This is a genomic window from Amycolatopsis sp. CFH S0740 (assembly GCF_004522315.1).
GTDB lineage: Bacteria > Actinomycetota > Actinomycetes > Mycobacteriales > Pseudonocardiaceae > Amycolatopsis > Amycolatopsis nivea.
Genome location: NZ_SDLS01000001.1, coordinates 402,906 through 426,839 on the forward strand (window position 1 = coordinate 402,906; position 23,934 = coordinate 426,839).

General features: G+C 70.8%; 28 protein-coding genes. 9 read left to right on the forward strand and 19 right to left on the reverse strand.

Annotated features, from left to right (window positions below; all coding sequences use genetic code 11):
* Positions 1 to 52: 52 nt before the first annotated feature.
* Complete coding sequence (locus EIZ45_RS01950; protein WP_238606003.1) at positions 53 to 403, forward strand: hypothetical protein; 351 nt, start codon at positions 53 to 55, stop codon at positions 401 to 403.
* A 207-nt stretch (positions 404 to 610) separates the two neighbouring features.
* Positions 611 to 1,387 (forward strand): SDR family oxidoreductase, encoded by a 777-nt coding sequence (locus EIZ45_RS01955; RefSeq protein WP_134661530.1) that lies wholly within the window; start codon positions 611 to 613, stop codon positions 1,385 to 1,387.
* On the opposite strand, the gene EIZ45_RS01960 is transcribed toward EIZ45_RS01955, so the two are convergent.
* The 13 genes from EIZ45_RS01960 to EIZ45_RS02020 form a co-directional block, all read right to left on the reverse strand.
* On the reverse strand, positions 1,384 to 1,854 hold the full coding sequence (locus tag EIZ45_RS01960) for an SRPBCC family protein (protein ID WP_134661529.1): 471 nt from the start codon (positions 1,852 to 1,854) through the stop codon (positions 1,384 to 1,386). The genes EIZ45_RS01955 and EIZ45_RS01960 overlap by 4 nt on opposite strands.
* 47 nt (positions 1,855 to 1,901) lie before the next feature.
* Positions 1,902 to 2,105: a DUF6186 family protein gene (locus EIZ45_RS01965; RefSeq protein WP_134661528.1), complete on the reverse strand. Its 204-nt coding sequence runs from the start codon at positions 2,103 to 2,105 to the stop codon at positions 1,902 to 1,904.
* Positions 2,102 to 2,692: a hypothetical protein gene (locus tag EIZ45_RS01970; RefSeq protein WP_134661527.1), complete on the reverse strand. Its 591-nt coding sequence runs from the start codon at positions 2,690 to 2,692 to the stop codon at positions 2,102 to 2,104. Before EIZ45_RS01970 ends, EIZ45_RS01965 begins: the two co-directional genes overlap by 4 nt.
* Positions 2,693 to 2,786: 94 nt before the next feature.
* A complete protein-coding gene (locus EIZ45_RS01975) occupies positions 2,787 to 3,692 on the reverse strand; it encodes a cobalamin-binding protein (protein WP_134661526.1) in 906 nt (301 codons plus the stop codon).
* Positions 3,693 to 3,706: 14 nt separating this feature from the next.
* Entirely contained in the window at positions 3,707 to 4,807 is a 1,101-nt protein-coding gene (locus EIZ45_RS01980) for a serine hydrolase domain-containing protein (RefSeq protein WP_134661525.1), read from the reverse strand.
* An 8-nt stretch (positions 4,808 to 4,815) separates the two neighbouring features.
* On the reverse strand, positions 4,816 to 6,381 hold the full coding sequence (locus tag EIZ45_RS01985; protein ID WP_134661524.1) for an ABC transporter ATP-binding protein: 1,566 nt from the start codon (positions 6,379 to 6,381) through the stop codon (positions 4,816 to 4,818).
* On the reverse strand, positions 6,378 to 7,274 hold the full coding sequence (locus EIZ45_RS01990; RefSeq protein WP_134661523.1) for an ABC transporter permease: 897 nt from the start codon (positions 7,272 to 7,274) through the stop codon (positions 6,378 to 6,380). The genes EIZ45_RS01985 and EIZ45_RS01990 overlap by 4 nt, the downstream gene beginning before the upstream one ends.
* Positions 7,271 to 8,227, reverse strand: a complete 957-nt coding sequence (locus EIZ45_RS01995; protein ID WP_134661522.1) for an ABC transporter permease — start codon at positions 8,225 to 8,227, stop codon at positions 7,271 to 7,273. Before EIZ45_RS01995 ends, EIZ45_RS01990 begins: the two co-directional genes overlap by 4 nt.
* A complete protein-coding gene (locus tag EIZ45_RS02000; protein ID WP_134661521.1) occupies positions 8,224 to 9,816 on the reverse strand; it encodes an ABC transporter substrate-binding protein in 1,593 nt (530 codons plus the stop codon). Before EIZ45_RS02000 ends, EIZ45_RS01995 begins: the two co-directional genes overlap by 4 nt.
* A gap of 81 nt (positions 9,817 to 9,897) precedes the next feature.
* Positions 9,898 to 10,323: a thioesterase family protein gene (locus EIZ45_RS02005; protein ID WP_037805900.1), complete on the reverse strand. Its 426-nt coding sequence runs from the start codon at positions 10,321 to 10,323 to the stop codon at positions 9,898 to 9,900.
* Positions 10,316 to 11,257 carry a 3-hydroxyacyl-CoA dehydrogenase NAD-binding domain-containing protein gene (locus tag EIZ45_RS02010; protein ID WP_134661520.1) on the reverse strand — a complete coding sequence of 314 codons (942 nt, stop codon included), beginning with the start codon at positions 11,255 to 11,257 and terminating at the stop codon, positions 10,316 to 10,318. Before EIZ45_RS02010 ends, EIZ45_RS02005 begins: the two co-directional genes overlap by 8 nt.
* Positions 11,250 to 12,143, reverse strand: a complete 894-nt coding sequence (locus EIZ45_RS02015; RefSeq protein ID WP_043833189.1) for a 3-keto-5-aminohexanoate cleavage protein — start codon at positions 12,141 to 12,143, stop codon at positions 11,250 to 11,252. Before EIZ45_RS02015 ends, EIZ45_RS02010 begins: the two co-directional genes overlap by 8 nt.
* Positions 12,143 to 13,003 (reverse strand): TetR/AcrR family transcriptional regulator, encoded by an 861-nt coding sequence (locus EIZ45_RS02020; protein ID WP_134661519.1) that lies wholly within the window; start codon positions 13,001 to 13,003, stop codon positions 12,143 to 12,145. The genes EIZ45_RS02015 and EIZ45_RS02020 overlap by 1 nt, the downstream gene beginning before the upstream one ends.
* 506 nt (positions 13,004 to 13,509) lie before the next feature.
* On the opposite strand from EIZ45_RS02020, the gene EIZ45_RS02025 reads away from it, so the two are divergent.
* The 5 genes from EIZ45_RS02025 (at position 13,510) to EIZ45_RS02045 (ending at position 17,515) form a co-directional block, all read left to right on the forward strand.
* A complete protein-coding gene (locus EIZ45_RS02025) occupies positions 13,510 to 14,832 on the forward strand; it encodes a M20/M25/M40 family metallo-hydrolase (RefSeq protein ID WP_043833193.1) in 1,323 nt (440 codons plus the stop codon).
* Positions 14,832 to 15,725 carry an alpha/beta fold hydrolase gene (locus tag EIZ45_RS02030; protein WP_043833195.1) on the forward strand — a complete coding sequence of 298 codons (894 nt, stop codon included), beginning with the start codon at positions 14,832 to 14,834 and terminating at the stop codon, positions 15,723 to 15,725. Before EIZ45_RS02025 ends, EIZ45_RS02030 begins: the two co-directional genes overlap by 1 nt.
* A gap of 33 nt (positions 15,726 to 15,758) precedes the next feature.
* Entirely contained in the window at positions 15,759 to 16,361 is a 603-nt protein-coding gene (locus EIZ45_RS02035; RefSeq protein WP_134661518.1) for a helix-turn-helix domain-containing protein, read from the forward strand.
* Positions 16,354 to 17,082: an SRPBCC family protein gene (locus tag EIZ45_RS02040; RefSeq protein WP_134661517.1), complete on the forward strand. Its 729-nt coding sequence runs from the start codon at positions 16,354 to 16,356 to the stop codon at positions 17,080 to 17,082. The genes EIZ45_RS02035 and EIZ45_RS02040 overlap by 8 nt, the downstream gene beginning before the upstream one ends.
* Before the next feature lie 70 nt (positions 17,083 to 17,152).
* Positions 17,153 to 17,515, forward strand: coding sequence for a YciI family protein (locus EIZ45_RS02045; RefSeq protein ID WP_134661516.1), 363 nt, complete (start codon positions 17,153 to 17,155; stop codon positions 17,513 to 17,515).
* A 3-nt stretch (positions 17,516 to 17,518) separates the two neighbouring features.
* Here the strand turns inward: EIZ45_RS02045 and EIZ45_RS02050 are convergent, their stop codons facing one another.
* The 6 genes from EIZ45_RS02050 to EIZ45_RS02075 form a co-directional block, all read right to left on the reverse strand.
* Positions 17,519 to 17,929, reverse strand: a complete 411-nt coding sequence (locus EIZ45_RS02050) for a VOC family protein (RefSeq protein ID WP_134661515.1) — start codon at positions 17,927 to 17,929, stop codon at positions 17,519 to 17,521.
* Positions 17,930 to 17,939: 10 nt separating this feature from the next.
* Positions 17,940 to 19,142 carry an RNA polymerase sigma factor gene (locus EIZ45_RS02055; protein ID WP_205669762.1) on the reverse strand — a complete coding sequence of 401 codons (1,203 nt, stop codon included), beginning with the start codon at positions 19,140 to 19,142 and terminating at the stop codon, positions 17,940 to 17,942.
* A gap of 6 nt (positions 19,143 to 19,148) precedes the next feature.
* The gene (locus EIZ45_RS02060) at positions 19,149 to 19,730 is read right to left on the reverse strand and encodes a dihydrofolate reductase family protein (RefSeq protein WP_043833205.1); all 582 of its coding nucleotides are present in this window, start codon (positions 19,728 to 19,730) and stop codon (positions 19,149 to 19,151) included.
* Between the two features lie 18 nt (positions 19,731 to 19,748).
* A complete protein-coding gene (locus EIZ45_RS02065) occupies positions 19,749 to 19,973 on the reverse strand; it encodes a DUF5703 family protein (protein WP_009078687.1) in 225 nt (74 codons plus the stop codon).
* Positions 19,970 to 20,983: a YncE family protein gene (locus EIZ45_RS02070; RefSeq protein WP_134661514.1), complete on the reverse strand. Its 1,014-nt coding sequence runs from the start codon at positions 20,981 to 20,983 to the stop codon at positions 19,970 to 19,972. The genes EIZ45_RS02065 and EIZ45_RS02070 overlap by 4 nt, the downstream gene beginning before the upstream one ends.
* A 98-nt stretch (positions 20,984 to 21,081) precedes the next feature.
* Positions 21,082 to 22,044, reverse strand: a complete 963-nt coding sequence (locus EIZ45_RS02075) for an aldo/keto reductase (protein ID WP_037805921.1) — start codon at positions 22,042 to 22,044, stop codon at positions 21,082 to 21,084.
* Positions 22,045 to 22,285: 241 nt separating this feature from the next.
* On the opposite strand from EIZ45_RS02075, the gene EIZ45_RS02080 reads away from it, so the two are divergent.
* Together EIZ45_RS02080 and EIZ45_RS02085 are read left to right on the forward strand one after the other, a co-directional pair.
* Positions 22,286 to 23,128: an undecaprenyl-diphosphate phosphatase gene (locus tag EIZ45_RS02080; protein ID WP_009078682.1), complete on the forward strand. Its 843-nt coding sequence runs from the start codon at positions 22,286 to 22,288 to the stop codon at positions 23,126 to 23,128.
* A gap of 29 nt (positions 23,129 to 23,157) precedes the next feature.
* Positions 23,158 to 23,865 (forward strand): histidine phosphatase family protein, encoded by a 708-nt coding sequence (locus tag EIZ45_RS02085; protein WP_134661513.1) that lies wholly within the window; start codon positions 23,158 to 23,160, stop codon positions 23,863 to 23,865.
* Positions 23,866 to 23,934 lie beyond the last annotated feature (69 nt).

Consider the following 23,934-nt stretch of genomic DNA (forward strand, 5'->3'; position numbering starts at 1 on the left):
CATGGGGGAGCCTCCGCCTCGTCTCCCCGGGGACGGAGCGGAGGAGAGCACGATGGACGGTGCTGAGCAGAACGATCCGCTTGCCGTGCTTTACCGGCTGCACCACCAGCTGCGCGTGCTGTCGCCGGTGCTCACTGTCGCGCCCGGACGGCCGGAAACGAACGCCATGCTCGACGGGCTCGCCGAGACGGTTTCCGAGGCGGCTGGCCTGCTCGCGACGGCGGAACCGGGCGCGCTGGCCGCGTTGCGGCAGGGGTTCGAGCATGCCCGGGCCGGGCGGGGGAATGAGGCGACGTCGGAGCTGATCACGGCGTACGGGCGGTTGTCGGTGTTGTTGCGGAAGGACGCGCCGCGGCGGGACGCGGCGGATGAGCCGACGGTGCGGTGGCGTTCGAGGTTTTGACCCGGGTGGCGTGAGGCGTGTCTGGTTGGCGGGTGAGAGTCGGCTGAGCTCGGGGGAATGAGGCGACGTCGGGGCTGATCACGGCATGCTGCGGATGAGCCGACGGTGCGGTGGCGTTCGAGGTTTTGACCCGGGTGCCGTGAGGCGTGCCAGGATGGCGGGCGTAAGCCGGCTGAGCCCGGGCGGTGCGGCAGCGGGAGGAACCACGTGGCCGAGCAGATCCTCGTCACCGGCGGAAGCGGACAACTGGGCCGGGTGGTCGTGGAACGGCTCCGGGCCGCGGAGGTTCCGGTGCGGGCGTTGAGCCGGCGGCGGCGGTCCGGCGAAGGGGTCCAGTGGACGGCCGGCGACCTGCGCACCGGGCGGGGGATCGACGTCGCGGTCGCCGGGGTCGGCACGGTGATTCACTGCGCGACGGACTACCGCCGGGAAGTCGAGACGGTCCGCACGCTCGTCGAAGCCGCGCGGTGGAGCGGGCAGACGCCGCATCTGGTGTACGTCTCGATCGTCGGCGTCGACCAGATCCCGCTCGGCTACTACCAGGCGAAACTCGCCGCCGAGAAGCTGATCGCGGGTTCCGGGATGCCGCACACGATCCTGCGGGCGACGCAGTTCCACTCGCTGGTGCGGACGATCCTCGCCGGCGCCGCGCGGCTGCCGGTGGTACCGGTGCCGAAGTTCCGCTTCCAGCCGGTCGACGTACGCGACGTTGCGGCCCGGCTGCTGGAATTGGCGCAGGGCGAGCCGCGGGGGCGGGTCGCGGACTTCGGCGGGCCGGAGGTGCGGACGACGGCCGATCTGGCGCGTGCCCTGCTCGCCGCGTCCGGGAAGGACAAACGGCTCGTTCCGGTGCCGGCGCCGGGACGGGTCGCCCGGGGTTACGCGGACGGCGCGAACCTGGTGCCGGAGCACGCGGACGGCGTGGTCACCTTCGAGCAGTATCTGGCGGAGCAGGGCAAGCCGACCGCGTTCCGGTACCGCTAGGCGGCTCGGCGGCGGACGGTGCGCTCCAGGATGCCGAGGGTCGCCTTCAGGGCGGATTCGGGGACGACCGGGAAGGTCAGGCGCTCCTTCCACTCCTCGCTGAGTTCGGACCAGTCGTAGTAGGACGTGACGCGGGTGCCGTCCTCGGCGGGTTCCAGCCGGTAGCCGTAGATGTGCCGGACGTGCGGGCGGAGGCTGCCTTCGACGGTCCAGGCGATCTCCTGGTCCGGGACCAGTTTCGTGATGACGACCTCGACGTCGTACTTGCCCAGCGGACGGTCGCCGAGCGCTTCGCGGTCCATGTGGACGACGAACCGGTCGCCGGCCTGGGTCACCGGTTCGCCTTCGGCGTCCATGAGCATTCCGGACGCGTCGATGTCGACGTGGCCCTGCGGATCGGTGAGGACCGCGAAGACGGCGCTGGCGGGGGCGGGGATGAGCCGGGAGACCTCGAGACGTTCGTTCATATCATCGACCATAGCAGAAATAATCGATGATTATGCCAAGGGTGGGGTCAGCTCTGGACGAAGAAGTGCCAGCCGACCCACCACCACGCCAGCACGAGCGCGATCCGGGTGGACCGTTTGCGCATCAGCGCGGCGAGGACGCGGGTCAGCGGCGGGATTTTCTTCGGGAACAGGTGGCTGCCCAGCCACAGCAGCAGGGCGGCGGCCACGATCGCGCCGAAGCCGATTTCGGTGATCAGCCTGCTGCTCATGCCGTCCTCCTCGCGGTGGCGGCGGCGCGCAGCATCGCCAGCCCGGCGGCGACCCAGACGCCGATCGCGAGCGCCTGCACGACCCGGTTGTCGAGCATCGGGTCGACGAGGTCGCTCATCGTGGGATGCGTGAGGGAGAGCCCGCCCGCGGCCTGTTCGTAGACGAAGGAAACGAGCTCCCAGAGGCACCAGGAGATCGCCAGCGCGACCCACAGCCAGCCGCGGCGCGGGACCGGTTGCGCGGGGAGCGAGGGGTCCCGCCACTCCACGACGAGTGCGCCGATGCCGATCGCGGTGACGGCCAGGAACATCGGCACGGTGTGGCGGCCGAAGGCCAGGGCGACGAGGGCGGCGGCGGCGATCAGCGAGGCGCCGGGCAGGCGGGTGGCGGGGAGCAGGGCGTCGGCGGGGGTGCTGTGGCGTTCGGTGAAGAGCAGCAGGATCGCGGCGGCGAAGAAGATCACGCCGTCGGCGGGGGCGCCGCGGATCCAGTGGGCGAAGGAGGCGATGAGGAGGGCTGCGATCGGGAGATCGACGGCCAGGCGGGGTGCCGGGTAGTCCGCCGCGTGCCGTTCGGGAGAGCTCAAGCGACCCACCCCATTCCGTGCCGGTTCTGCTTGAGAGACAACGCGAAAGTGGGTCCGCGGCTTCCCGGTCGGGGGATTTTTTCGAGCGGCTGAGTCAGATCCGCCGGGCCTCCGCATGGCTGACCGGGGGTTCGGCGGGAATGTCGTGCAGGACAGTCGCGAGGATCTCCGCTCCGCGCACCACCCGCGGGCCCGGGCGGTTGAAATAGGACGGGCCGTCGAGGAGCCAGACCCGGTCGTTCCGGACCGCGGGCAGGTCGGTCCAGCCGGGCAGCGAGGTGAGGACGTCCAGCTCCGACTCGGTCCGGTCCGGGGAGAAGCCGCAAGGGAGGACGAGCAGGACGTCCGGACGGGCGGCGACCACGGCGTCCCACGGCATCGGTTTCGTGTGCTCGCCCGGTTCCGCGAGCAGCGGGGTGCCGCCTGCCGCGGAGATTTGTTCGGGCACCCAATGACCGGCTGGCCAGAGCGGGTCGAGCCACTCCAGCGCGACCACGCGCGGCCGGGGAAGTCCTGCGACGTGGCGGCGGATTGTGGCGAGTCGTGAGCGGAGTTCGGCGACGCGGGCGGCGGCCACCTCCGGGACGCCCAGGGCGTCGCCGAGGGTGGTCAGGCAGTCGAGGACCTCGTCCAGGGTGCGCGGTTCCAGGCTGAGCACGCGCGGTCCGGCGTCGAGCATCCGCACTGCCGCGGCGACGCGGGTGTAGGACACCGCGCAGACCTCGCACAGGTCTTGCGTGAGCACGAGGTCGGGCGCGAGGGCGGCCAATTGGCTGACGTCGACCGAGTAGAGCGACGAACCCTGGTGGCTCGCGCCGACGGCGGTGGAGATTTCGCGGCTGGTCAGCGTGTCGGAGTCGAGGTCCGCGGCGGTCACCACCGGCACCGACGCGACCTCGGCGGGCCAGTCGCATTCGTGCGTGCGGCCGACGAGGTCGCCCGCCTTGCCGAGCGTGGCGACGAGGTCGGTGGCGGCGGGCAGCAGGGAGACGATCCGCATCTCCCCACGGTAGGTCAGGCGGCCTCGTGCAGCGCCGCCAGAAGCGACGACGCCCGGTGGTCGACGTCCTCGGCCTGGAGTTCGTTCGTCACGAACGAGAACGACAGACCCCGGGCCGGCCACGCGCCGTGGCGGCCGCCGCCGGCTCCGGAGTGGCCGAAAGCGGCGGGGTCGGCGTCGGCGGGGCCGTAGGTGCCGATCGGGTCGGCCAGCTCGAAGCCGAGGCCGAAGCGCAGCGGGCGGTCGTTGATCGCGTCGATCCCCTCGGACCAGGTGCGGGCGGCCCGGGCGAGGACGTCGGCGGGGACGAGTCCGCCCGAGCGCAGCAGGTCGTAGAGGCGGGCCATCGCGGTCGCGGTGCCGACCGCGCCGCCCGCCGCCAGCGTCGCGCCGCGGTACTCCGGCGAGTTCATCGAGTCGCCCGAATCGAGCAGGCCGCGGTACATCCGTTCGACGATCCGGCGGCGTTCCTCGTCCTGGAGGAAGGTGCTGATCCGGTACCCGGGCGCGCGCCGAAGTGTGGCGACCGGGACGCTCGGCGGGGTGCCGAGCCGCAGGTCGAGGCCGTGCGGCTCGGCGAGGAGGTCGCGGACGAGGACACCCAGGTCCGCTCCGGTGACGCGCCGGGCCAGTTCGGTGGCGAGGTAGCCGTAGGTGAGCGCGTGGTACGCGACCTTCGTCCCGGGAGTCCACAATGGACGCTGGCTGGCGAGGGCTTCGGCGTTCGCCGCGTTGTCCAGCATCGGCAGGTCCGGCTCGACGTAGGGCAGACCGACGGTGTGCGAGAGGACCTGCGAGACCGGCACGTCCTCCTTGCCTGCCGCGGCGAACTCCGGCCAGTAGCGGGCGACGCGTTCGTCCGGGTCGAGCTTCCCCTGCGCGGTCAGCATCGCCAGGACGGTCGCGACCACGCCTTTGGTGCCGCTGAACAACACGGCGCGGGTGTCCTCGGTCCACGGCACGCCGTCCGCGGCCGAGCCGCCCCACAGTTCCACCACCGGGGCACCGTCGCGGAACACGCTGAACGCGGCTCCGCCAGTGGTCGCCTCGATGAGGTCGCCGAACGCTTCCCGCACGCCCTCGTACCCGGGTTTTACCGCACCGTTGACAGTCATTCGGCTCCTCACAGCCTCGGCGTCGTAGCGAGAAGTTCGCTGGTGTACTCGTGCGACGGGGAGTTCAGCACCGTCTCGACGGTGCCTTCCTCGACGATCTCGCCGCCGCGCAGGACCGCGATCCGGTCCGCCACCTCCGGGGCCAGGGCGATGTTGTGCGTCACGAACAGCATCGCCATGCCGAGTTCCCGGCGCAGTTCGCCGAGCAGTTCGACGATGGTGGCCTGCACGGAGACGTCCAGCGCGGACGTGACCTCGTCGCACACCAGGACGTCCGGCGTGGTCACCAGCGCGCGGGCGATCGCGGCGCGCTGCCGTTCGCCGCCGCTGAGCTGGTCCGGCAACCGGTTCGCGAGGTCTTGTCGCAAACGGACCCGATCCAGCGTCTCGGCGACGCGTTTCCGGCGCTCGGTGCGGGAGAGAGACGTCAAGCGCACCAACGGAACCTCGATCGACTGCGCGATCGTCTTGCGCGGGTTCAGCGACGAGAACGGGCTTTGGAAGACGTACTGGATCCGCCGCAGTTCGTCGGTGCTGCGCTGCCGGGCCGCCGGAGCCAGCGGAGTGCCTTCGAGCGCGACGGTGCCGGTGAAACCGCGATTGAGCCCGGCGATGCACTGCGACAGCGTCGTTTTCCCGGAACCGGACTCGCCGAGCAGCATCACGCTTTCCCCGCGCGTCACGGCGAGGTCGATGCCGCGCAACACCTTCTGCTGCCCGTAGGACACCTGGATGTCGCGCGCGGCCAGCACCGCGTCGTCCGGCGGGGGAGCGGTGGCGGGCTCCGCATCGAGGTCGGGCACCGCAGCGAGAAGCCGCTTCGTGTACGCGTGCTTCGGCCGTCGCAAGACGTCGTCAGCGACGCCGCATTCGACGAGATCTCCTTGGTACATCACGGCGACCCGGTCCGCGAGCTGCGCCACGACGGCGAGATCGTGCGTGATGTAGAGCGCCGCGACGCCGTGCTCGGACGTCAGCTGCCGGACCGTTTCCAGCACCAGCGCCTGCGTCTTCACATCCAGGCCGGTGGTGGGCTCGTCCAGCACCACGACGCTCGGGCGGCACGCGAACGCCATCGCGATGCCGACCCGCTGCTGCTGCCCGCCGGACAGCTGATGCGGGTATCGCCGCTGGTAGGCCTCGTCGGACGGCAACCCGACCTCGGCGAGCACCTCGGCCACGCGCTCGTCGACGGACCCGGCGTAGCCGTGCGTTTCCAGCACCTCGGCGATCTGCCGGCCGACGCGCAGCGCCGGGTTGAGCGACAGCGCCGGGTCCTGCGGGATGTACGCGACCGCGCTGCCCCGCAACTGGCGGCGCGCGGCGTCGTCGAGCGTCAGGACGTCGACCGGTTCGCCGTCGCGCGGGTGCAGCAGCACCTGGCCGCCGCCGGCCATCAGCCCGCGGCGGAAATGGCCGAGCGCGGCCAATCCGGCGGTCGTCTTGCCGGAGCCGGATTCCCCGACGAGCGCGAGGACCTCGCCGGGCGCGATCTCGTAGGACACCGAATGCAGCACCGGCCGGCCCGCCGTCGTGCGCACGGCCAGTCCGGTCACTTCCAGAGCGGTCGTCATGCTCGTGCCTCCCGGGTCCGCCCGGCCGCGGCCGAGGCGAGCGAGTCGGCGACGAGGTTCGTGCCGACGGCCAGCACCGCGATCGCGGCGACCGGGAGCAGCACGCCCCACGGCTGCACGACGAGCGCGATCCGGTTCTCGTTGATCATCAGGCCCCAGTCCGCGGCGGGCGGCTGGATGCCGAGCCCGAGGAACGACAGCGAGGCGATGTAGCCGATCGAATAGGTCAGCCGCAGGCCCAGCTCCACCATCAGCGGGCCGGTGATGTTCGGCAGGATCTCGCGCAGCAGGATCCGGCTGCGCGGGACGGCGTACATCTCGGCGGCGCGGATGTAGTCGTGGTTGCGCACCGAAACCGTCGCCTGCCGGGCGACCCGCGCGGTCCGCGGCGCGTGCGTCAACCCGATGACCAGCACGAGCAGCCAGCCTTTCGGGCCGATCACCGCGATCGCCAGCAGCGCGATGACCAGCTGCGGGAACGACAGCAGCACGTCGTTGCCGCGCATCAGCAGGCTGTCCAGCCAGCCGCCGCCGTACCCGGCGATCATGCCGAGCAGCGCGCCGAGCACGATGCCGAGCGCCGTGGCGAGGACCGCGTACAGCAGCAGAGTGGTGCCGCCCGCTAGGAAGCGGGTCAGCACGTCGCGCCCGAGACCGTCGGTGCCCATCAGACCGTCCGGTTTGAACGGTTTCCCGGCGAAGTCCGTGGTGGTGTGCCCGGTGATGACCGGCCCGAGCCACGGTCCGAGCAGCGCCACCAGAATGACGACTCCGGCCAGTACGGTGCCGACCTTGGCCTGCGGGAACGCCCAAGCGGTGCGGATCAGCCCGGCCGCGCGCGGCGGCGTCTCCGGAACCGCGGGCACCACCTGTTCTTCTTCGACCGCGGTCATCGCACTGCCTCCGTCCGGAGCTTGGGATCGGCGAGGATGCCGATCACGTCGGCCAGCAGGTTCACCACGATGTAGACCGTCGCGATCAACAGCGTCACCGCCTGGACGACGGCGACGTCGCGCTTGCCGACCGCGTCGATCAGCGCCTGGCCGATGCCGGGGTAGCGGAAGAGGAATTCGACCACCACGACGCCGCCGGCCAGCCACGCGAGCTGGATCGCGACGACCTGCGCGACCGGCCCGACCGCGTGCGGCAGGGCGTGCCGCAGCAACACCGTCCGCTCGCGCATTCCCTTGAGCCGCGCCATTTCCACGTAACCGGAATCGAGCACTTCGCTCATCGTCGCGCGCATCATCCGCGTGATGTACGGCGTCACGACGAGCACGAGCGTGAGCACCGGCAACACGAGCTGACTCGGTTGCGCCCATACCGCTTCGCCTGGTGGCGTGAGGGTGACGGAAGGCAGGACGCGGAACACCGTCGTCGCGAACAGGACGATGAGCGCCACGCCGATCACGAACTCCGGCAGCGCGGCGATCACCAGGCTGATGCCGGACACGACCTGGTCGCTGGCGCGGCCGCGGCGCATCGCGGTCCAGGTGCCGAACGCGAGCCCGAGCGGGGTGGCGATCACCGCGGCGAGCACGAGCAGCACGAGCGAGGCCGACACCCGGTCCGCCAGCAGCGTCGTGACCGGGCCCTGGGTCGAGGTCGACGTGCCGAGGTCGCCGGTGAACAGGCCGCCCAGCCACGAGAGATAGCGCTGCCAGACCGGTTCGTCGAGGTGCAGCTGGTGCTGCAGCGCGGCGATCCGCTCCGGGGTCGCCTGCTGGCCGAGGATGGCCCGCGCCGGGTCGCCCGGCAGCAGCAGCGTCGCGACGAACACGAGCAGGGTGACCAGCCACAGCACCACGAGGCTCACGAGCAGCCGTTTGAGGATCAGCCGGGTCATGCCGCGCCTCCTTCCGCCGTGCCGAGCCAGACCTGGCGGAACTGGTAGCCCGACAGCGAGATCCCGGTCCGGTCCGGCACGAATCCGGCCACATAGGACTGGTAGGCGTCGACCTGGTCGACGAACCCCCACACGATCAGCCCGCCGCGTTCGTACTCGATCCGCTGCGCCCGGTGCAGCAGCTCCGTGCGCGCCTTCGGGTCCACCGTGGCGCTCGCCCGCGTGACGAGATCGGTGAATTCCGGGTCGTTCCAATGGGTTTCGTTGTACGGCGCTTTCGGCAGTGCGCCGGACGCGACCTGCGGCAGGTAGTTGCGCGTGTACCAGAAGTCCTGCGCGAAATCCCAGGACAGGTAGTTCTCGCCGTAGAACGTGGTGGTGTCGATCTTCCGGATCCGCACGTTCACGCCGGCCGCCTTGGCCTGCTGCTGGAACACCTGCGCGGCCTCGACCGCGCCGGCCTGGATCGGCGCGGTGACCAGTTCGATGTCGAGATTCGGCTTGCCCGCCTCGGCGAGCAGCCGTTTCGCCTCGGCGATGTTCTGCTTCCGCTGCGGCAGCTGCCGGTTGTACGCCGGGTCGAAGGGCGCGTACAGGTCGTTGCCGACCCGGCCCTGCCCGCTGAGCACTTGGTTGATCATCTGCTCACGGTCGACCACCAGGCGCAGCGCCTGGCGCACCCGGACGTCGTCGAACGGCGGCCGGTCGACGCGCATGGTGAACGGCAGCCAGGTCCCGGTTTCCGAGCGCAGCACCTGGATCCGCGGATCGCTGCGGAGCACGTCCACGAGCGCGACCGGGACCTGGTCGATCGCGTCCACCTGGGACGAGAGGAGGGCGTTGATCCGGGCGTCGTCGTCGGCGAAGTTGATGAGCGAGAGCCGGTCCAGGTACGGCTGGCCCGGCCGCCAGTAATGCTCGTTGCGCACGAAGGTGCTCTGCAGCCCGGCGGTGAACGTGTCGGCTTTGAACGGGCCGGTGCCGATCGGGCGTTTGACGTCGAAATCGGCCGGGACGATGCCGAGGCTGTACTGCCCGAGCAGGTCGTCGAAGCCGGAATTCGGGGACGTGAGGCGGAATTCGACGGTCCGGTCGCCGGTGGCGACGACCTCGCCGAGCATGGTCAGCCCGGCCGCGCCGCTCTTCGGGTCCTTCGGGTCGGTGATCCGGCGGAAGGTCGCGACGACGTCGGCCGGGGTCACCGGGCGGCCGTCGTGGAAGCGGATGCCCGACCGCAGCACGGCGGTCCAGGTGCGCGCGTCCGGCGAGGGCTTCAGCGATTCGGCGACCAGCATCTGGAGCCGGTAGTCGTGATCGCGCAGCAGGAGCGGTTCGTAGAGGTTGAGCACCCGGGCGATGTCCGGGTTCGTGGCGGGGATGTGCGGGTCGAGGGTGTCCGACGCGCCTCCGCCGGTGACTCCGACGCGGAGGGTGCCGCCTCGTTTGGGCGGTCCGGAGGGCACTGCCGCGGCGACGGTGGAGCCGCAGGCGGCCAGCAGGGGTGCGGTGCCGGCGAGCGCGGCGCCGGCGAGCGCGGTCGTGAGGAATCGGCGACGGGAAACGTTGGTCGGTTTACATCGGGCTTCCATGGGTGACTTTCGAGCGGGTGCCGTGCGCGGCGACGCCGGTGAGAACCGGCGTCGCCGCGCACGACACGGTGGGGGAGGGGATCAGGCGATGGCGCGTCCCGCGTAGTCCGGGACCGGGGCGAGATGCGTGTCGAGCGCGGTGGCGATTTCGGCGGGGAACGGCGTCGCGCGGCCCCCGGAAACGTGCAGGCACAACAGCTCTTCGGTCGCGACGAGTTCGCCGCCGACCCGCATTTCGTGGCACAGCCGCACCTTTTTCGCGCCGACTGACAGCACGGAGGTGCTCACCTCGAGTTCGGCGTCCGCGCCGACTTCGCGCAGATACCGGACGTGCGCCTCCACGGTGTACAGCGACGCCCCGGTTCTCTCGCGGTAGCCGGGGCCGAGGCCGACGATGTCCATCAGCGCGGTGGTCGCGTCGCCGAAGACGAGCACGTAATAGGGCTCGGAGAGGTGGCCGTTGTAGTCGATCCACTCTGGACGGACCCGGTCGCGGTACTCAGCCACGACGGGCCTGCCCGACTGCGCGCTGGATCGCGATGACGGCCCGGTCGCGTTCGGCGATCAGGTCGGCGATGGTCCGCCCGTCCGCCTCGTCGTCGCAGCCGGCGACCACGGCGTCGCGCAGGTCCTTGGTGAGTTCGGGCGCTTCGAGTCGGGTCCACGGCGACTTCAGCGACGGTCCGAAGTGGTCCAGCATGTGCGCCATGCCGCCCTCGCCGCCCGCCAGGTGGAAGGTCAGCATCGGGCCCTGGATCGGCCAGCGCAGGCCCGGTCCGTCGGTGATCGCGAGGTCGATCTGCTCGACCGTCGCCTCGCCGTTCGCGACCATGTGCAGAGCCTCGCGCCACAGCGCTTCCTGGAGCCGGTTCGCGATGAAGCCGGGCACCTCGCGGTCCATCGTGATCACGGACTTGCCGACGCGCCGGTAGAACTCGGCGGCCTGCTCGACCGCCCACGGCGCGCTGAGCTTCCCGCCCGCGACCTCGACCAGCGGGATCAGGTACGGCGGGTTGAACGGATGCCCGACCACCAGCCGTTCCGGCGTCTTCGCGGCGACCTGCATTTCGGTCATGCCGTAGCCGGAGGTGGAGGAGGCGATCACGACGTCCGGCGCGGTGACGGCGTCGATGTCGGCGAGCAGTTTCTGTTTCAGCGCAAGGTCTTCCGGTGCGCTTTCCTGCACGAAGCCCACGCCGTCGACGGCTTCCGCGAGCGTCGTGGTGACGGTGAGGCGGTCACGGCTCGCGCCTGGCTTGAGGCCCAGTTCGGTGAGCGCGGGCCACGCGGCGTTGACGAGCCGTTCGAGCTTCTCCGCGGCGTCGGGTGCCGGGTCCCAGGCCCGGACGTCGAAGCCCTGCGCGAGGAAATGCGCGACCCAGCCGCCGCCGATGACCCCGGCTCCGATGCACGCGACAGTGTCCACAGTGGTCTCAGGCATGCACGCGCTCCTTCAGCCCCAGGATTTCGCGCGCCCGGTCCGGGGTGGCGATGTCCGCGCCGAGCTTCTGCACGATGTCCACCGCGCGTTCGACGAGCTGGCCGTTGGTGGCCTTGACGCCCCGCGCCAGGTAGAGGTTGTCCTCCAGCCCGACCCGGACGTGCCCGCCGAGCAGCACCGACTGCGCGACCCACGGCATCTGGTCGCGGCCGATGGCGAACGACGCCCATTGCGCGCCTTCCGGCAGCAGGTGCACCATCGCCTGCAGCAGCCCGGGGTCCGGCGGCGCGCCGTACGGGATGCCCATGCAGAGCTGGAAGAGCGGCGGCGGGTCGATGAGGCCTTCTTCGACCATTTTCGTGGCGAACCAGAGGTTGCCGGTGTCGAAGATCTCCAGTTCGGGCTTCACACCCAGCTCCTGGATGCGCTTCGCGCCGGTGCGCAGCATGTCCGGAGTGGACACATAAAGCTGGTTGCCCTCGCCGAAGTTCAGCGAACCGCAGTCGAGCGTGCAGATGTCCGGCAGCAGTTCCTCGACGTGCGGGAGCCGGTCGTGCGCGTTGACCAGGTCGGTGCCGTCGACCGGCTTGAGCGGGTCCTCGGCGTCGATGACCAGATCGCCGCCCATGCCCGCGGTGAGGTTGACGACGACGTCCACTCCGGACTCTTTGACCAGCCGGACCGCCTCGCGGTACAGCGCGACATCCCGCGACGGCGCCCCGGTTTCGGGTTCGCGCACGTGGATGTGCACCACGGCCGCGCCGGCGTTGGCGGCCTCGATGGCGCTCTCGGCGATCTGCGCCGGGCTGACCGGGACGTGCGGGCTCCGGCGGGTGGTGTCCCCCGCGCCGGTGAGCGCGCAGGTGACGATGACCTCGTGGTTCATCAGGCTCCTTGGACGATCGAGCGGTCGATGAAGTCGTTCAGGTGCGCGCGCATCGCGCCCACCGTGCTGCCGGGACGCCCGGTCAGCACCTGGATGCCGAGGCCGTCGATCAGCGCGGTGAGCTGGGCGGTGGCGGCCTCGGGGTCGGCCAGGCGGAACACGCCCTGCTCCTGGCCGGTGCGGATGGTCATGAGAATGGTCTGGTACCAGCGGTCGTAGGAGTCGGTGTAGAGCGAACGCAGCCGCGGGTCGAGCGCGACCTCGTTCCAGACCTGCAGCCACACCGACCATTCGGCGCGCAGCAGGCCCTCGGTCGGCAGCTGCAGCTCGACGAGCTTGAGCAGCCGGTCGTGCGCGCCGGGCACCGCGTGCAGCTCGGCGACCTGCCGGTCGAAGGCGAGCTTCACGTTGCGCCGCAACGCTTCGTCGAGGACTTCGGTTTTGGTGGGGAAGTGGTAGTGGATGGCCGCGGTGCTGGTGCCGCATGCTTGCGCGATGTCGGCGATGCGGACGCGGTGGTAGCCGCGTTCGGCGATGAGCTGCCAGGCGGTTTCCAGGATCCGCCGCCTTGGTTCGGAGTGCGCCGGGTCGTCGGGCTCGCTCGCGGTTCCCGCCGCCGGGGCTGGGACGGCGGTGACGGTTTTGGCGTCGTCGCTGCCGTTGAGCAGCCAGTTCACGGTGACGCCGGAGTATTCGGCGACGCGGACGAGTTCGTGCGGGGAGAAGCGGCGGGCGCCGTTGAGGGCCTTGGAGAGCTTGGTCTGGTCCAGGCCGATGGCGGCGGCGAACTCGCGCTGGGGGACGGGCATGGACTGGATCAGCTGGCGGACCCGTTCTCTCAGCTGGTCTGTTTCGTCCATGGGCCGTGACGGTAATGGGGGGTTGCGAAAATCGCAACTCTTGGGGGGTTGTTGGTGTAGCGGTTCTCAGACCCTGTTGTGTGCCAAGGAGTTGCGATCTTGGGTTGACTGGCGGATCAGTCGGTTCGGCTCGTCGCCTGGCGGCGACATTGCCTGCCTTGGTTGCGTGGGGCACCCCGAAGCTTGATTGTGCTGACGGTTCGGGGGTGCTTGTCAAGGCGGGAAAGATGCCTTGACAAGCACCCCCGAACCGCAGGGAGGCTTCGTATCGGGGTGCGGGGGGAGGGGCTGGGTGCCTCGCTCGTTGGGTGCACCGGTTGCGGTTTGCGTGGGGTGGGGGCATCCCGGTCGGCGGCGGTGGCCGTCGGAGGGTCGTGAGGGGAACCCTGAGGGAATCAGGCGCTGTGAGGGTGGCCCTCACGTACGTCGTGGGGCGCCGCGCCCGGGGAGGGAGTCCAGTCGGCGGGACGGGGGCGTCTTCGCGTGGCGGATGATAGGAATGGCCGGTGACCCAACCGAACTTGATCGACGCCGCCGCGGACGAGGCTGTCACGCTCACCAGCGAGCTGATCCGCATCGACACCACCAATACCGGCGACCCCGAAACCCTCGTGGGCGAGCGGGTCGCGGCCGAGTACGTCGCGGAGAAGCTGACTGACGCCGGGTACGAGATCACCTACGTCGAGTCCGGCGGCAAGGACCGGCACAACGTCGTCGTGCGGCTGCCGGGGGCCGACCCCAGCCGCGGGGCGTTGCTGATTCACGGGCATCTCGACGTCGTCCCCGCGGACCCGGCCGAGTGGTCGGTGCATCCGTTCTCCGGTGCGGTCCAGGACGGGTACGTGTGGGGGCGCGGCGCGGTCGACATGAAGGACATGGTCGGCATGACGCTGGCCCTCGCGCGGCACTACAAGATCAACAATATCGTGCCCCCTCGCGACCTCGTGTTCCTGTTCGTCGCGGACGAGGAGGCGGGCGGCAAGTACGGGGCGCAGTGGCTGGTGGAGAACCGGCCCGAGCTGTTCGAGGGCGTCACCGAGGCGATCAGCGAGGTCGGCGGGTTCTCGATCACGTTGAAGGACAACGTCCGCGCGTACGTGATCGAGACGGCCGAGAAGGGCATCCGCTGGATGAAGCTGCGCGTGCGCGGCACGGCGGGCCACGGGTCGATGATTCATCGCGACAACGCGGTCACCAAGCTGTCCGAAGCCGTCGCGAAGCTGGGGCAGCACCAGTTTCCGTTGGTGCTGACCGATTCCGTGCGCGAGTTCCTCGCCGGGGTCACCGAGATCACCGGATGGGACTTCCCCGAGGACGACATCGAGGGCGCGGTCGCCAAGCTGGGCAACATCTCCCGGATGATCGGCGCGACCCTGCGCGACACCGCGAACCCGACGATGCTCACCGCGGGCTACAAGTCGAACGTGATTCCTTCGGTGGCCGAGGCGGCGGTCGACTGCCGGATCCTGCCGGGCCGGCTCGAGGCGTTCGACCGGGAGCTGGACGAGCTGCTCGGGCCGGACATCGAGAAGGAGTGGATGGAGCTGCCGCCGGTCGAGACGACGTTCGACGGCGCGCTCGTCGACGCGATGACCGCCGCGGTGCTCGCCGAGGACCCGGGCGCGCGGACCCTGCCGTACATGCTCTCCGGCGGCACCGACGCGAAGTCCTTCCAGCAGCTCGGCATCCGCAACTTCGGCTTCGCGCCGCTGAAACTGCCCGCCGACCTGGACTTCTCCGGGCTCTTCCACGGCGTGGACGAACGCGTCCCGGTCGACGCGCTGAAGTTCGGCGTCCGCGTGCTGGACCGGTTCCTCCGCTCCTCCTGATGTCCGGGTTCCGGCTCGCCGACGGCACGCCCCTGCACCTCGTGCGCAGGGGCGATCCGGCGGCGGCCGTGACCGTCGTGCTGCTGCACGGCTACGCGCTCGACCAGCGCAGCTGGGGCCGGATCGCCCCGGTGCTGCCGGACGCGGTCGAGCATCCGCTCGCGGTGGTCAGCTACGACCACCGCGGGCACGGCGAATCCGGCCGGGCCGCGCGCGGCACCGCGACGATGGGCCGGCTCGCCGACGACCTCGCCGAGGTGATCGAGCAAGCCGTCCCGCACGGGCGGGTTGTGCTCGTCGGCCACGACATGGGCGGGCTCGCGGTCATGTCGCTGACCCAGCGGCATCCGGAGCTGTTCGCCGAGCGTGCCGGCGGGCTGGTGCTGCTGTCGACGTCGTCCGGGCGGCTGGCCACCGAGGCGTCGGCCGCCTGGCCCAACGCGCTCGGCAAGCTCGCGCAGGACCTCGAAATGGTGCTCGGCGCGAAGCTGTACGGCGTGTTCCGCGAGCACACCAGCCGCGCGGTGAGCGCCGGGCTGCGCTGGTGGCTGTTCGGCGACGATCCCGACCCGGACCTGGTCGAGCTGACCGTGAAGATGATCCGCGGCAACTGGCCGCACACGGTCGCGCAGTTCCGGCCCGCGCTCGACGCCTACGCACGCGAAGCGGCGTTGTCGTTGGCCGGCGACCTGCCGGTGACGGCGATCGTGGGGGAGCGGGACCGGATCGTCGCGCCCGCCGACGTCGAGCAGTTCGTGCGCGGGCTGGCCCAGGGGTACGCCGTGGTGTTGCCCGGCGTCGGGCACGTCGTGCCGCTGGAGGCCGCGGCGCAGGTGGTGCCGCGGATCGCCTCGGTGGTGCACGAGGTCTACCGACAACAAAACCTGTCTTGACAACCTGACTCTTCAGCCGCGACGATGGACCGCATGTTTCCCGTTGCGGTGATCGAGGACGCGGCCGCGGCCGAGGTGTCGCTGGACCCGGTCCGGGCGCGGCTGCTGGCCGAACTGGCGCAGCCCGCCTCGGCGACGATGCTGGCCGCCCGCGTCGACCTGCCGAGGCAGAAGGTCAACTACCACCTGCGCGCGCTGGAAAAGCACGGTCTCGTGGAACTGGTCGAGGAGCGGCGCAAGGGCAACGTCACGGAACGGATGATGCGGGCGACCGCGGCGTCGTACGTCATCTCGCCGTCCGCGCTCGCGGCCGTGCAGCCCGATCCGGCGCAGTCGCCGGACCGGCTCTCCGCGCGCTGGCTGCTGGCGGTCGCCGGACGGCTCGTGCGCGACGTCGGGATCCTGATCACCGGTGCGGCGAAAGCGAAGAAACGCGTCGCCACCTTCGCGCTCGACGGCGAGGTCCGGTTCGCTTCGGCAGCCGACCGGGCGGCGTTCGCGGAGGAGCTGGCGACGGCGGTGACCACGCTGGTCGGGAAGTACCACGACGAGAAAGCCGAGAACGGCCGCGCGCACCGGGTGGTGCTGGCGGTGCACCCGAGCGTGCCGATGGGGGAGGAAACCGAGCATGGGTAAGGAATTCCGGGAGATCGACGTCGCCGAGGTCCCGGCCGAACCGGAACAGGTCTGGGCGGCGATCGCGACCGGCCCGGGCATCGACTCGTGGTTCATGGGCCGCAACGAGGTCGAAGGCGGGGTCGGCGGCGCGGTGCGCGGGGCGTTCGCGGCCTACGAACCGACGCACGCGATCACCGCCTGGGACCCGCCGAACCGGCTGGCCTACGGCGGCGAGCCGGATCCGGACGGACGGCGGATCGCTTACGAATTCCTCGTCGAGGGCCGGGAGGGCGGCAGTTCGGTGATCCGGTGTGTCACGAGCGGCTTCCTGCCGGGCGACGACTGGGCCGACGAGTTCGAGGCCATGCAGGCGGGCGGCGCGCTGTTCTTCCGCAACCTGGTGGAGTTCGTGCAGCACTTCCCGGGCCGGACAGCGAAACCGGTCACCGCCTTCGGGACGACGGCTGTCGGGGACTGGCCCGCATTGTGGGCTGCGCTGGCGAAGGAAGTGGGCGTCGGGCAGCTGACTGTCGGCGCGAAAGTCCGGCTGGCCGGTTCGGGTGGCGTGGTGTACGCGGTGAACGAGCAGACCGTCGGGATTCGTACCGCAGAAGGTCTTTTCTGCTTCATGCAAGGCTTCCGCGGACCGCTGGTGGCGACGCACCACATCGTCGCGCCGGACGTCGACGTGGCGGCGGAGGAAGCCAAGTGGACGGAGTGGATGGCCGCGCTCGGCTGAGCCTTGTCGAAAACCGGGGCGGCCCGTTCGTCATCCGGTCGAGAGCGTTTTCCGACCAGGAGGAGAAACCGTGCAGTACGCGATGCTGATCTGCGGCGACGACCGCGAATGGGCCGCCTTGTCCCCGGCGGACGAGGAAGACCAGATGAAGCAGATCTATGCGTGGTTCGAGCGCTGGCAGCCGTCCGGCAAGGTCGGGAACGGCGTCGAACTGCAGCCGCGGGAGACGGCGAGGACGATCCGGGCCGGGGCGAACGGGAAACCGGTGGTCACCGACGGGCCGTACGTGGAGCTGAAGGAGATCGTCGGCTCGGTGATTGTGCTGGAGTGTGCCGGCATCGACGAGGCGGTCGAGGTCGCGGCGAGCTGGCCGCTGGGACCGGGCGTGAGCGCGGTGGAGGTTCGGCCGGTGATGAGCCGCGAAGAAGAGTGAGCCTCACTCGCCCGCGTAGCTGCTGAAGGTCCAGACCTGGCCTTCGGGGTCGGCGCACGAGTACTCGCGCACCCCGGCCGGGGAATCGTGCACCGGGTTGAGGATTCGCGCGCCGGCGGCCTCGGCCCGGGCCTGGTGGTCGTCGAGCGTGCTGTCCGGCACCCAGACGCACAACGCGTGGCTGGTGCCGCCCAGCGCGAGCGGGCTGTGCATGCCGTACTGGTCGCCCTCGTGGTCCCGGCTGAGGAAGATCAGGCTCGCGCCCGCGCGGACCTGGGCATGCTGGACGCCGTTCCCTGCCTCGACCACGAAATGCGACTCGAATCCGAAGGCCTCGACGAGGAATGCGATCGCGGCTTCCGGATCGGCGTAGGTGAGGTTGGGGTACACGGTCTGCAGCGGAGTGTCGACCATGTGCGTCAGACTAGCCTGCCAAATCGGCTGCGCGCCGCGCCATCAGCTCGCGCTCGGCCGGGTTCGAGGCCAGTTCCAGCGCCCGCTTCGCCGACGTCAGCGCCTCGTCCGGCCGGTCGAGCGCGGCGAGCAGATCGGCGCGGGCAGCGTGCCACAGGTGGTAGCTGGACAGCTGGGCTTCGAGCGCGTCGACCTCGCCGAGCGCCGGAGCCGGGCCGATGGCGTATCGCGTGGCGACCGCCCGGTTCAGCAGGACGACGGGCGACGGGTCCAGTGCGTAAAGCCGGTCGTACATCGCTCGGGTGCCCACCCAGTCGGTCTCCGCGAAACTCCTTGCGACAGCGTGCATCGCGGCGATGCCAGCCCGGGTTTGATAAGGCCCGGGCCGGCCAAGCCGCACCGCCTCGCGCAACCGCAGCACCGCACGCTGAATCGCCGAACCGTCCCACAGCCGTCGATCCTGCTGCTCCAGCACCACAATCCGCCCCTGTGCGTCGAACCGCGCCGCGACGCGCGCGTGCTGCAGCTCCAGCAACGCGGCCAGCCCGGCGGCTTCCGGTTCGCGAGGCAGCGAGTCGGCGAGCTGCCGGGCCAGTTCGACGCCCTCGCGCGCCAATTCCTGCCGCTGCGCCGAATCTCCGCTGGAGAGATAACCCTCGTTGAACACCAAATAGATCACTGCGAGTACCGCGGGCAGCCGGTCGGCGTACTCGTGCGGCCGCGGTGGTTCGAATCCGATGCCGCGTTCCCGCAACAGCCGTTTGGCTCGCGAAAGCCGTTGCGCCATCGTCGGCACCGGCACCAGAAACGCGGCGGCGATCTCGGCGGTGGTCAGCCCGCCCACGGCGTACAGCGTCAGCGCGACCTGGGCCGGTTCCGGCAAATCCGGGTGGCAACAAGCGAAAATCATCGCCAGCCGGTCGTCGACGCGCGGCTCCGGAGGCGGTTCCGCCGCTGCCCGGACGGCCTTCTCCTGGCCGACCGCGTCCCGGCGAAGCCGGTCGATCGCCTTGCGCCACCCGGTAGTGACGAGCCATCCGGTGGGACTGGACGGCACCCCTTCGCCGGGCCAGCGCTTGAGTGCCTCGGCGATCGCTTCCGACAGCGCTTCCTCAGCGCGATCGAAGTCGCCGAGCCGACGGCTGAGCGCACCCAGCATGCTGGCGGCGTCGGTGCGCCAGAGGCGCTCGGTCAGCTCGGCGACGTCGTTCACGAGGGTTCAGGCGCGGACGTACCGCAGCAGGGCGACGCCGCTCTCGAAGGTCCGGCTGTCCGCCATCCGGTAGTTGTCCACGGAGAACCCGGCGTCGAACAGCGGTGCGCCGGAGCCGATGACCACCGGGTACAGCTTCAGGTGCAACTCGTCCACTTCGTCGCGCAGCGCTCCGGCCAGCGCGCCTCCGCCGACGAGCCAGATGTCCTTGCCGTCTTCCTTCTTCAGCTCGCGGATCTTCTCCGCCGGGTCGGTGTTGACCACCTGCACGGCCGGGCCGGGCGCCTCGGTCATCGTGCGGGAGAAGACGTAGTGCCGCAGGTGCGTGTACGCGTCCGGAACGCCGAGGTCGACGCCCATCTGATAGGAAACCCGGCCTTCGACCACCGTGTCGAAATGCCGGTGCGGGACGTCCTCGATGCCGAGCACGGACCGGAGGTGCGTCGGCGCCATTTCCGGATACTCGTGCAGCAGCGGCTCGGCGTGGTCGCCCTCGAACTGGAAGACCGAGCCGGTCGGGTCCTCCCGGGTCGGAGCCGCGATGAAGCCGTCGAGCGTGGACGCGACCAGATAGACCAACTTGCGCATAACGGACAGTCAAGCAGGTCAGGTCGCGAGCCCCGTCGAGTGGTCGGCCGCGGTGCGCTTGCGCCGCAACCAGATGCGGCGCGTCCCGTCGGCGTACAGCCGGACCGTGCGCAGTTCCCAGCCCGCGAACTCCGCGTGGATGGAGAGCTGGATCATCGCCGCGCGCCGGGACACCGCCGGGGGGAGGCGCAGGCGGCGATACTCCCAATCCCCTTCGACCACCGCCTCGTCGACTGTCGTCATGGCTGGATCACCTGGGTCCCTTCTCCGGCGGCCGAGCCGACGAACACGCGGCCGCTCTGGTCGTCGACGCCCACCGTGTCCGGCTGGCGCACGGTCGGGAATCGGTACTTCTCGACGGGCTCTCCGCCGCGGACGTCGTAGCCGACGACCTCGTTGCGGGCGGTCAGGGTGACCCACGCCAGGCTGCGCTTCGCGTCGTAGGCGAGGCCGTACGCGCCACCGGGCACCGGGTAGCGCTGGCGGAGGATCAGGGGGTTGGTCGAGAACGCGAGCAGCGCGCCCGCGCGGGCGTCGGTGACCAGGACGCGGCCGTAGGAGTCGGCGACCGCGTTGGCCGCGCCGTCGCCCGCGCGCAGGCCTTCGTCCATGGTCCCGGCCTGCACGTCCACGCTGAACACAGCGGTGCGCAGCCGGTCGAGGACGACGACGCCGTTGCCGGTGTCGACCACGTCGTCGGCGCTGTAGAGCTGACCGGTGATGGTCTTCGCGACCGAGCCGTTCGCCAGCACCTCGACGGCCTTGCGGTCGCGGACCGCGACGAGCGTGTCCGGCCCGTCGGCGACCCCGGCGGCCGGCTGCCCGGCGACCTTCTCGGCGGTCACCTGCCCGCTCGACAGCGCGACGCGGGCGAGCACGCCCTTGCCCGGGATCCCCGCGAGCGCCTGGCCCCCGGACACGCTGAGCGATTCCGCCGGACCGGGCAGCGCGACGGTCTTCTTCGGCGCGCCGAGCGAGGCGAGATCGTAAAGCCGCAGCTCAGCGGGCTGCTTGAGGGCGACGACGAGGGTGTGGCTCTGCTGGTCGGCCGCGATCGCGGACACCACCGGCATCGGCAGCACCTGCCCGGCGGGCGGCCCTGCGCGGGCGGGGGAGACGGCGGGTTTCGCGGCCGTCGGATTGGCCACGACCTGCAGGTTGTCCTTCGGCTGCTCCGAGGACGAGCAGGCGGACAGCGCGAGCGCACCGGCCAGCGGGATCGCGATCCGCGACGCGGCGGTGAGCCGACGCACCTTGAAACCTCCACCAAAGCTCCGGCGAACGGGTCCCTCCAGCATCCTCCAGGAACGCCGACGCGTCACGCCCGTGTCACCGACCCGACACCTGCGGCTCACCGGGTGCCCCGTTCCGGATAGCCGAATTCGATGTCGCTGACGTCGTCCAGCGCGCTCCGGATCGCAGGCGGGAGCGTGAGCTCCTCGGCGGCCAGCGACCCGGTGAGCTGGCCGGTGTCGCGCGCGCCGACGACCGGCGCGGCCACTCCGGGCCGGTCCCGGACCCAGGCCAGCGCCACCGCGAGGGGCGACGTGCCGAGCCCTTCGGCGGCGGTCACGACCGCCTGCACGATCCGCGCAGCGCGTTCGGTGCGGTGGTGCTCGACGTATCCGGCGTACTCGGCGGACGCGCCGCGCGAGTCGGCGGGCGTGCCGGTGCGGTACTTCCCGGTGAGGACGCCGCGGCCGAGCGGAGCCCACGGCAGCACGCCGATCCCGTGGTGCGTCGCGGCCGGGACGACTTCGCGCTCGATGCCGCGTTCCAGCAGCGAGTACTCGAACTGCCCGGACACGAGCGGCACCGCGGCGAGCGAGGCGGCGGTGGCGAGCTGCCAGCCCGCGTAGTTGGAGACGCCGACGTAGCGGACCTTGCCGCTCGTCACCGCGTAATCGAGCGCGGAGAGCGTTTCCTCGATCGGCACGCAGGAATCCCACGCGTGCAGCTGCCACAGGTCGATGTGGTCGGTGCGCAGCCGCTGCAGCGACCCTTCGAGCGCGGACAGCAGCGCGCCGCGCGAAGCGCCGCCGCCGAACGGGCCGTCGGTGCGGCGGGCGACAGTCTTGGTGGCCAGCACGACGTCCTCGCGCGGCACCAGGTCCGACAGCAGTTCGCCGAGCATCCGCTCGGCCTCGCCGCCGGCGTAGAGGTCGGCGGTGTCCACGAGCGTGCCGCCCGCGTCCACGAACGCGACCAGCTGGCTGGCCGCCTCGTCCGGATCGGTGTCGCCGCCCCACGTCATGGTGCCGAGGGCCATCCGCGATATCCGCAGTCCCGACCGGCCGAGCTGTCGCTTTTCCACGACCGCCGAGCCTAGTGGGCGCGCCCGCCCGCACCCGACCAAGGTGACCTCGTGTCGCACCGGCATTCCGCTTCCCGGGACGGAGGACGGCGTTGCCGGCGCGGGCTTCACGGACCGGCCTCGAGTCCCCGCCCGCGCACCGGCGCCCTCGCGGGAGTCCTCAGGAACCACCCGATAGGTTCCCGACCGTGCGAATCGGACTGCGCCCCGTGCGGGCGGGCGAACCGGCGGGAGCGGCCTGATGGGATGGTTCGAGGCCCTGGTCCTGGGGCTGGTGCAGGGGCTCACCGAGTTCCTGCCGATCTCCTCGAGCGCGCACGTGCGGATCGTCGCCGCGCTGGCGGGCTGGGGCGATCCGGGCGCGGCGTTCACCGCGGTCACCCAGATCGGCACCGAGCTCGCGGTGATCCTCTACTTCGGGCCGAAGATCGGCCGGATCCTGCGCGCCTGGTTCTTCTCGCTCTACCGCCCGGACTGGCGGCGCGACCCGGACGCTCGGCTGGGCTGGCTGATCATCGTCGGGTCGCTGCCGATCGTCGTGCTCGGCCTGCTGCTGCAGGACGAGATCGACCGGGCGTTCCGCGACCTGCGGATCACCGCGACGACGCTCATCGTGTTCGGCCTGATCCTGCTGTTCGCCGACCGGACCGCGAAGCAGCAGCGGACGCTGGACCACCTGAACGTGCCGCACGGCCTGGCGTACGGCTTCGCGCAGGCGCTCGCGCTGATCCCGGGCGTCTCGCGCTCCGGCGGCACGACGAGCGCCGGCCTGCTGATGGGCTACACCCGCTCGGAAGCCGCGGAGTACTCGTTCCTGCTCGCGGTGCCCGCGGTGTTCGGCTCGGGGCTGTACAAGCTGACCGACATCGGCAAGAACGGCGAGAACGCGCAGTGGGGGCCGACGATCCTGGCCACGCTGGTCGCCTTCGGCGTCGGCTACCTGGTGATCGCGTGGCTGATGGCCTACATCAAGAAGCGCAGCTTCGTGCCCTTCGTGATCTACCGCGTCGTGCTCGGCGTGGTGCTGTTCGGGCTGGTCTTCGGCGGCGTGCTCGACCCGAACGCGGGACCCGCGGGCGGCTGAACCGGAGGATCACCGGTTAGGGTGGCGTCGTGAGTACGGTCATCTTGCTGCGGCACGGGAAGTCCACGGCCAACGGCTCGGGCGTCCTCGCCGGGCGCACGCCGAAGGTCGGGCTGGACGACACCGGCCGGGCGCAGGCTGATGCCCTCGTCGAGCGTTTCGCCGGGGTGCCGGTCGCCGAACTGGTCGTGTCGCCGATGCTGCGCTGCAAGCAGACCGTCGCGCCGCTGGCCGCCGCGCAGGGCCTGACGAAGGTCGTCGAGCCGCAGCTGTCCGAAGTGGACTACGGCGAGTGGACCGGCCGGGAACTCAAGAACCTCGTCAAGGAACCGTTGTGGCGCGTGGTGCAGGCGCACCCGTCGGCGGCGGTGTTCCCGGGCGGGGAGGGGCTCGCCGAGATGCAGGCGCGCGCGGTGGCCGCGATCCGCGCGCACGACGCCCGGATCACCGCCGAGCACGGCGACCACGCGGTGTGGGTGGTGTGCAGCCACGGCGACGTGATCAAGTCGATCCTGGCCGACGCGCTCGGCCAGCACCTCGACGCGTTCCAGCGGATCGTCGTGGACCCGGCCGCGGTGTCGGTCGTGCGCTACACCGAAACGCGGCCGTTCGTGCTCCGGGTGAACGAGCACGGCGGCGACCTGGCCGGGATCGTGCCGCCGCCGCCGAAGAAGAAGCGCGGCCGCGGCAAGAAGGCTTCGAGCGACGCCGTCGTGGGCGGAAGCACGGGCCGCTGACGATCGACAGTCCTTCCGTCGGATGCCGGACCCCGTAGGGTGGGCGGCACCACGTGGAGAACCCTGTGG

Bases quoted from the DNA above. Each gene is read 5' to 3' on its own strand.
- EIZ45_RS01950 (WP_238606003.1), top strand. From the start codon at position 53: ATGGACGGTGCTGAGCAGAACGATCCGCTTGCCGTGCTTTACCGGCTG.
- EIZ45_RS01960 (WP_134661529.1), bottom strand. From the start codon at position 1,854: ATGAACGAACGTCTCGAGGTCTCCCGGCTCATCCCCGCCCCCGCCAGC.
- EIZ45_RS01965 (WP_134661528.1), bottom strand. From the start codon at position 2,105: ATGAGCAGCAGGCTGATCACCGAAATCGGCTTCGGCGCGATCGTGGCC.
- EIZ45_RS01975 (WP_134661526.1), bottom strand. From the start codon at position 3,692: ATGCGGATCGTCTCCCTGCTGCCCGCCGCCACCGACCTCGTCGCCACG.
- EIZ45_RS01980 (WP_134661525.1), bottom strand. From the start codon at position 4,807: ATGACTGTCAACGGTGCGGTAAAACCCGGGTACGAGGGCGTGCGGGAA.
- EIZ45_RS01985 (WP_134661524.1), bottom strand. From the start codon at position 6,381: ATGACGACCGCTCTGGAAGTGACCGGACTGGCCGTGCGCACGACGGCG.
- EIZ45_RS01990 (WP_134661523.1), bottom strand. From the start codon at position 7,274: ATGACCGCGGTCGAAGAAGAACAGGTGGTGCCCGCGGTTCCGGAGACG.
- EIZ45_RS01995 (WP_134661522.1), bottom strand. From the start codon at position 8,227: ATGACCCGGCTGATCCTCAAACGGCTGCTCGTGAGCCTCGTGGTGCTG.
- EIZ45_RS02000 (WP_134661521.1), bottom strand. From the start codon at position 9,816: ATGGAAGCCCGATGTAAACCGACCAACGTTTCCCGTCGCCGATTCCTC.
- EIZ45_RS02010 (WP_134661520.1), bottom strand. From the start codon at position 11,257: ATGCCTGAGACCACTGTGGACACTGTCGCGTGCATCGGAGCCGGGGTC.
- EIZ45_RS02015 (WP_043833189.1), bottom strand. From the start codon at position 12,143: ATGAACCACGAGGTCATCGTCACCTGCGCGCTCACCGGCGCGGGGGAC.
- EIZ45_RS02020 (WP_134661519.1), bottom strand. From the start codon at position 13,003: ATGGACGAAACAGACCAGCTGAGAGAACGGGTCCGCCAGCTGATCCAG.
- EIZ45_RS02030 (WP_043833195.1), top strand. From the start codon at position 14,832: ATGTCCGGGTTCCGGCTCGCCGACGGCACGCCCCTGCACCTCGTGCGC.
- EIZ45_RS02035 (WP_134661518.1), top strand. From the start codon at position 15,759: ATGTTTCCCGTTGCGGTGATCGAGGACGCGGCCGCGGCCGAGGTGTCG.
- EIZ45_RS02040 (WP_134661517.1), top strand. From the start codon at position 16,354: ATGGGTAAGGAATTCCGGGAGATCGACGTCGCCGAGGTCCCGGCCGAA.
- EIZ45_RS02050 (WP_134661515.1), bottom strand. From the start codon at position 17,929: ATGGTCGACACTCCGCTGCAGACCGTGTACCCCAACCTCACCTACGCC.
- EIZ45_RS02060 (WP_043833205.1), bottom strand. From the start codon at position 19,730: ATGCGCAAGTTGGTCTATCTGGTCGCGTCCACGCTCGACGGCTTCATC.
- EIZ45_RS02065 (WP_009078687.1), bottom strand. From the start codon at position 19,973: ATGACGACAGTCGACGAGGCGGTGGTCGAAGGGGATTGGGAGTATCGC.
- EIZ45_RS02080 (WP_009078682.1), top strand. From the start codon at position 22,286: ATGGGATGGTTCGAGGCCCTGGTCCTGGGGCTGGTGCAGGGGCTCACC.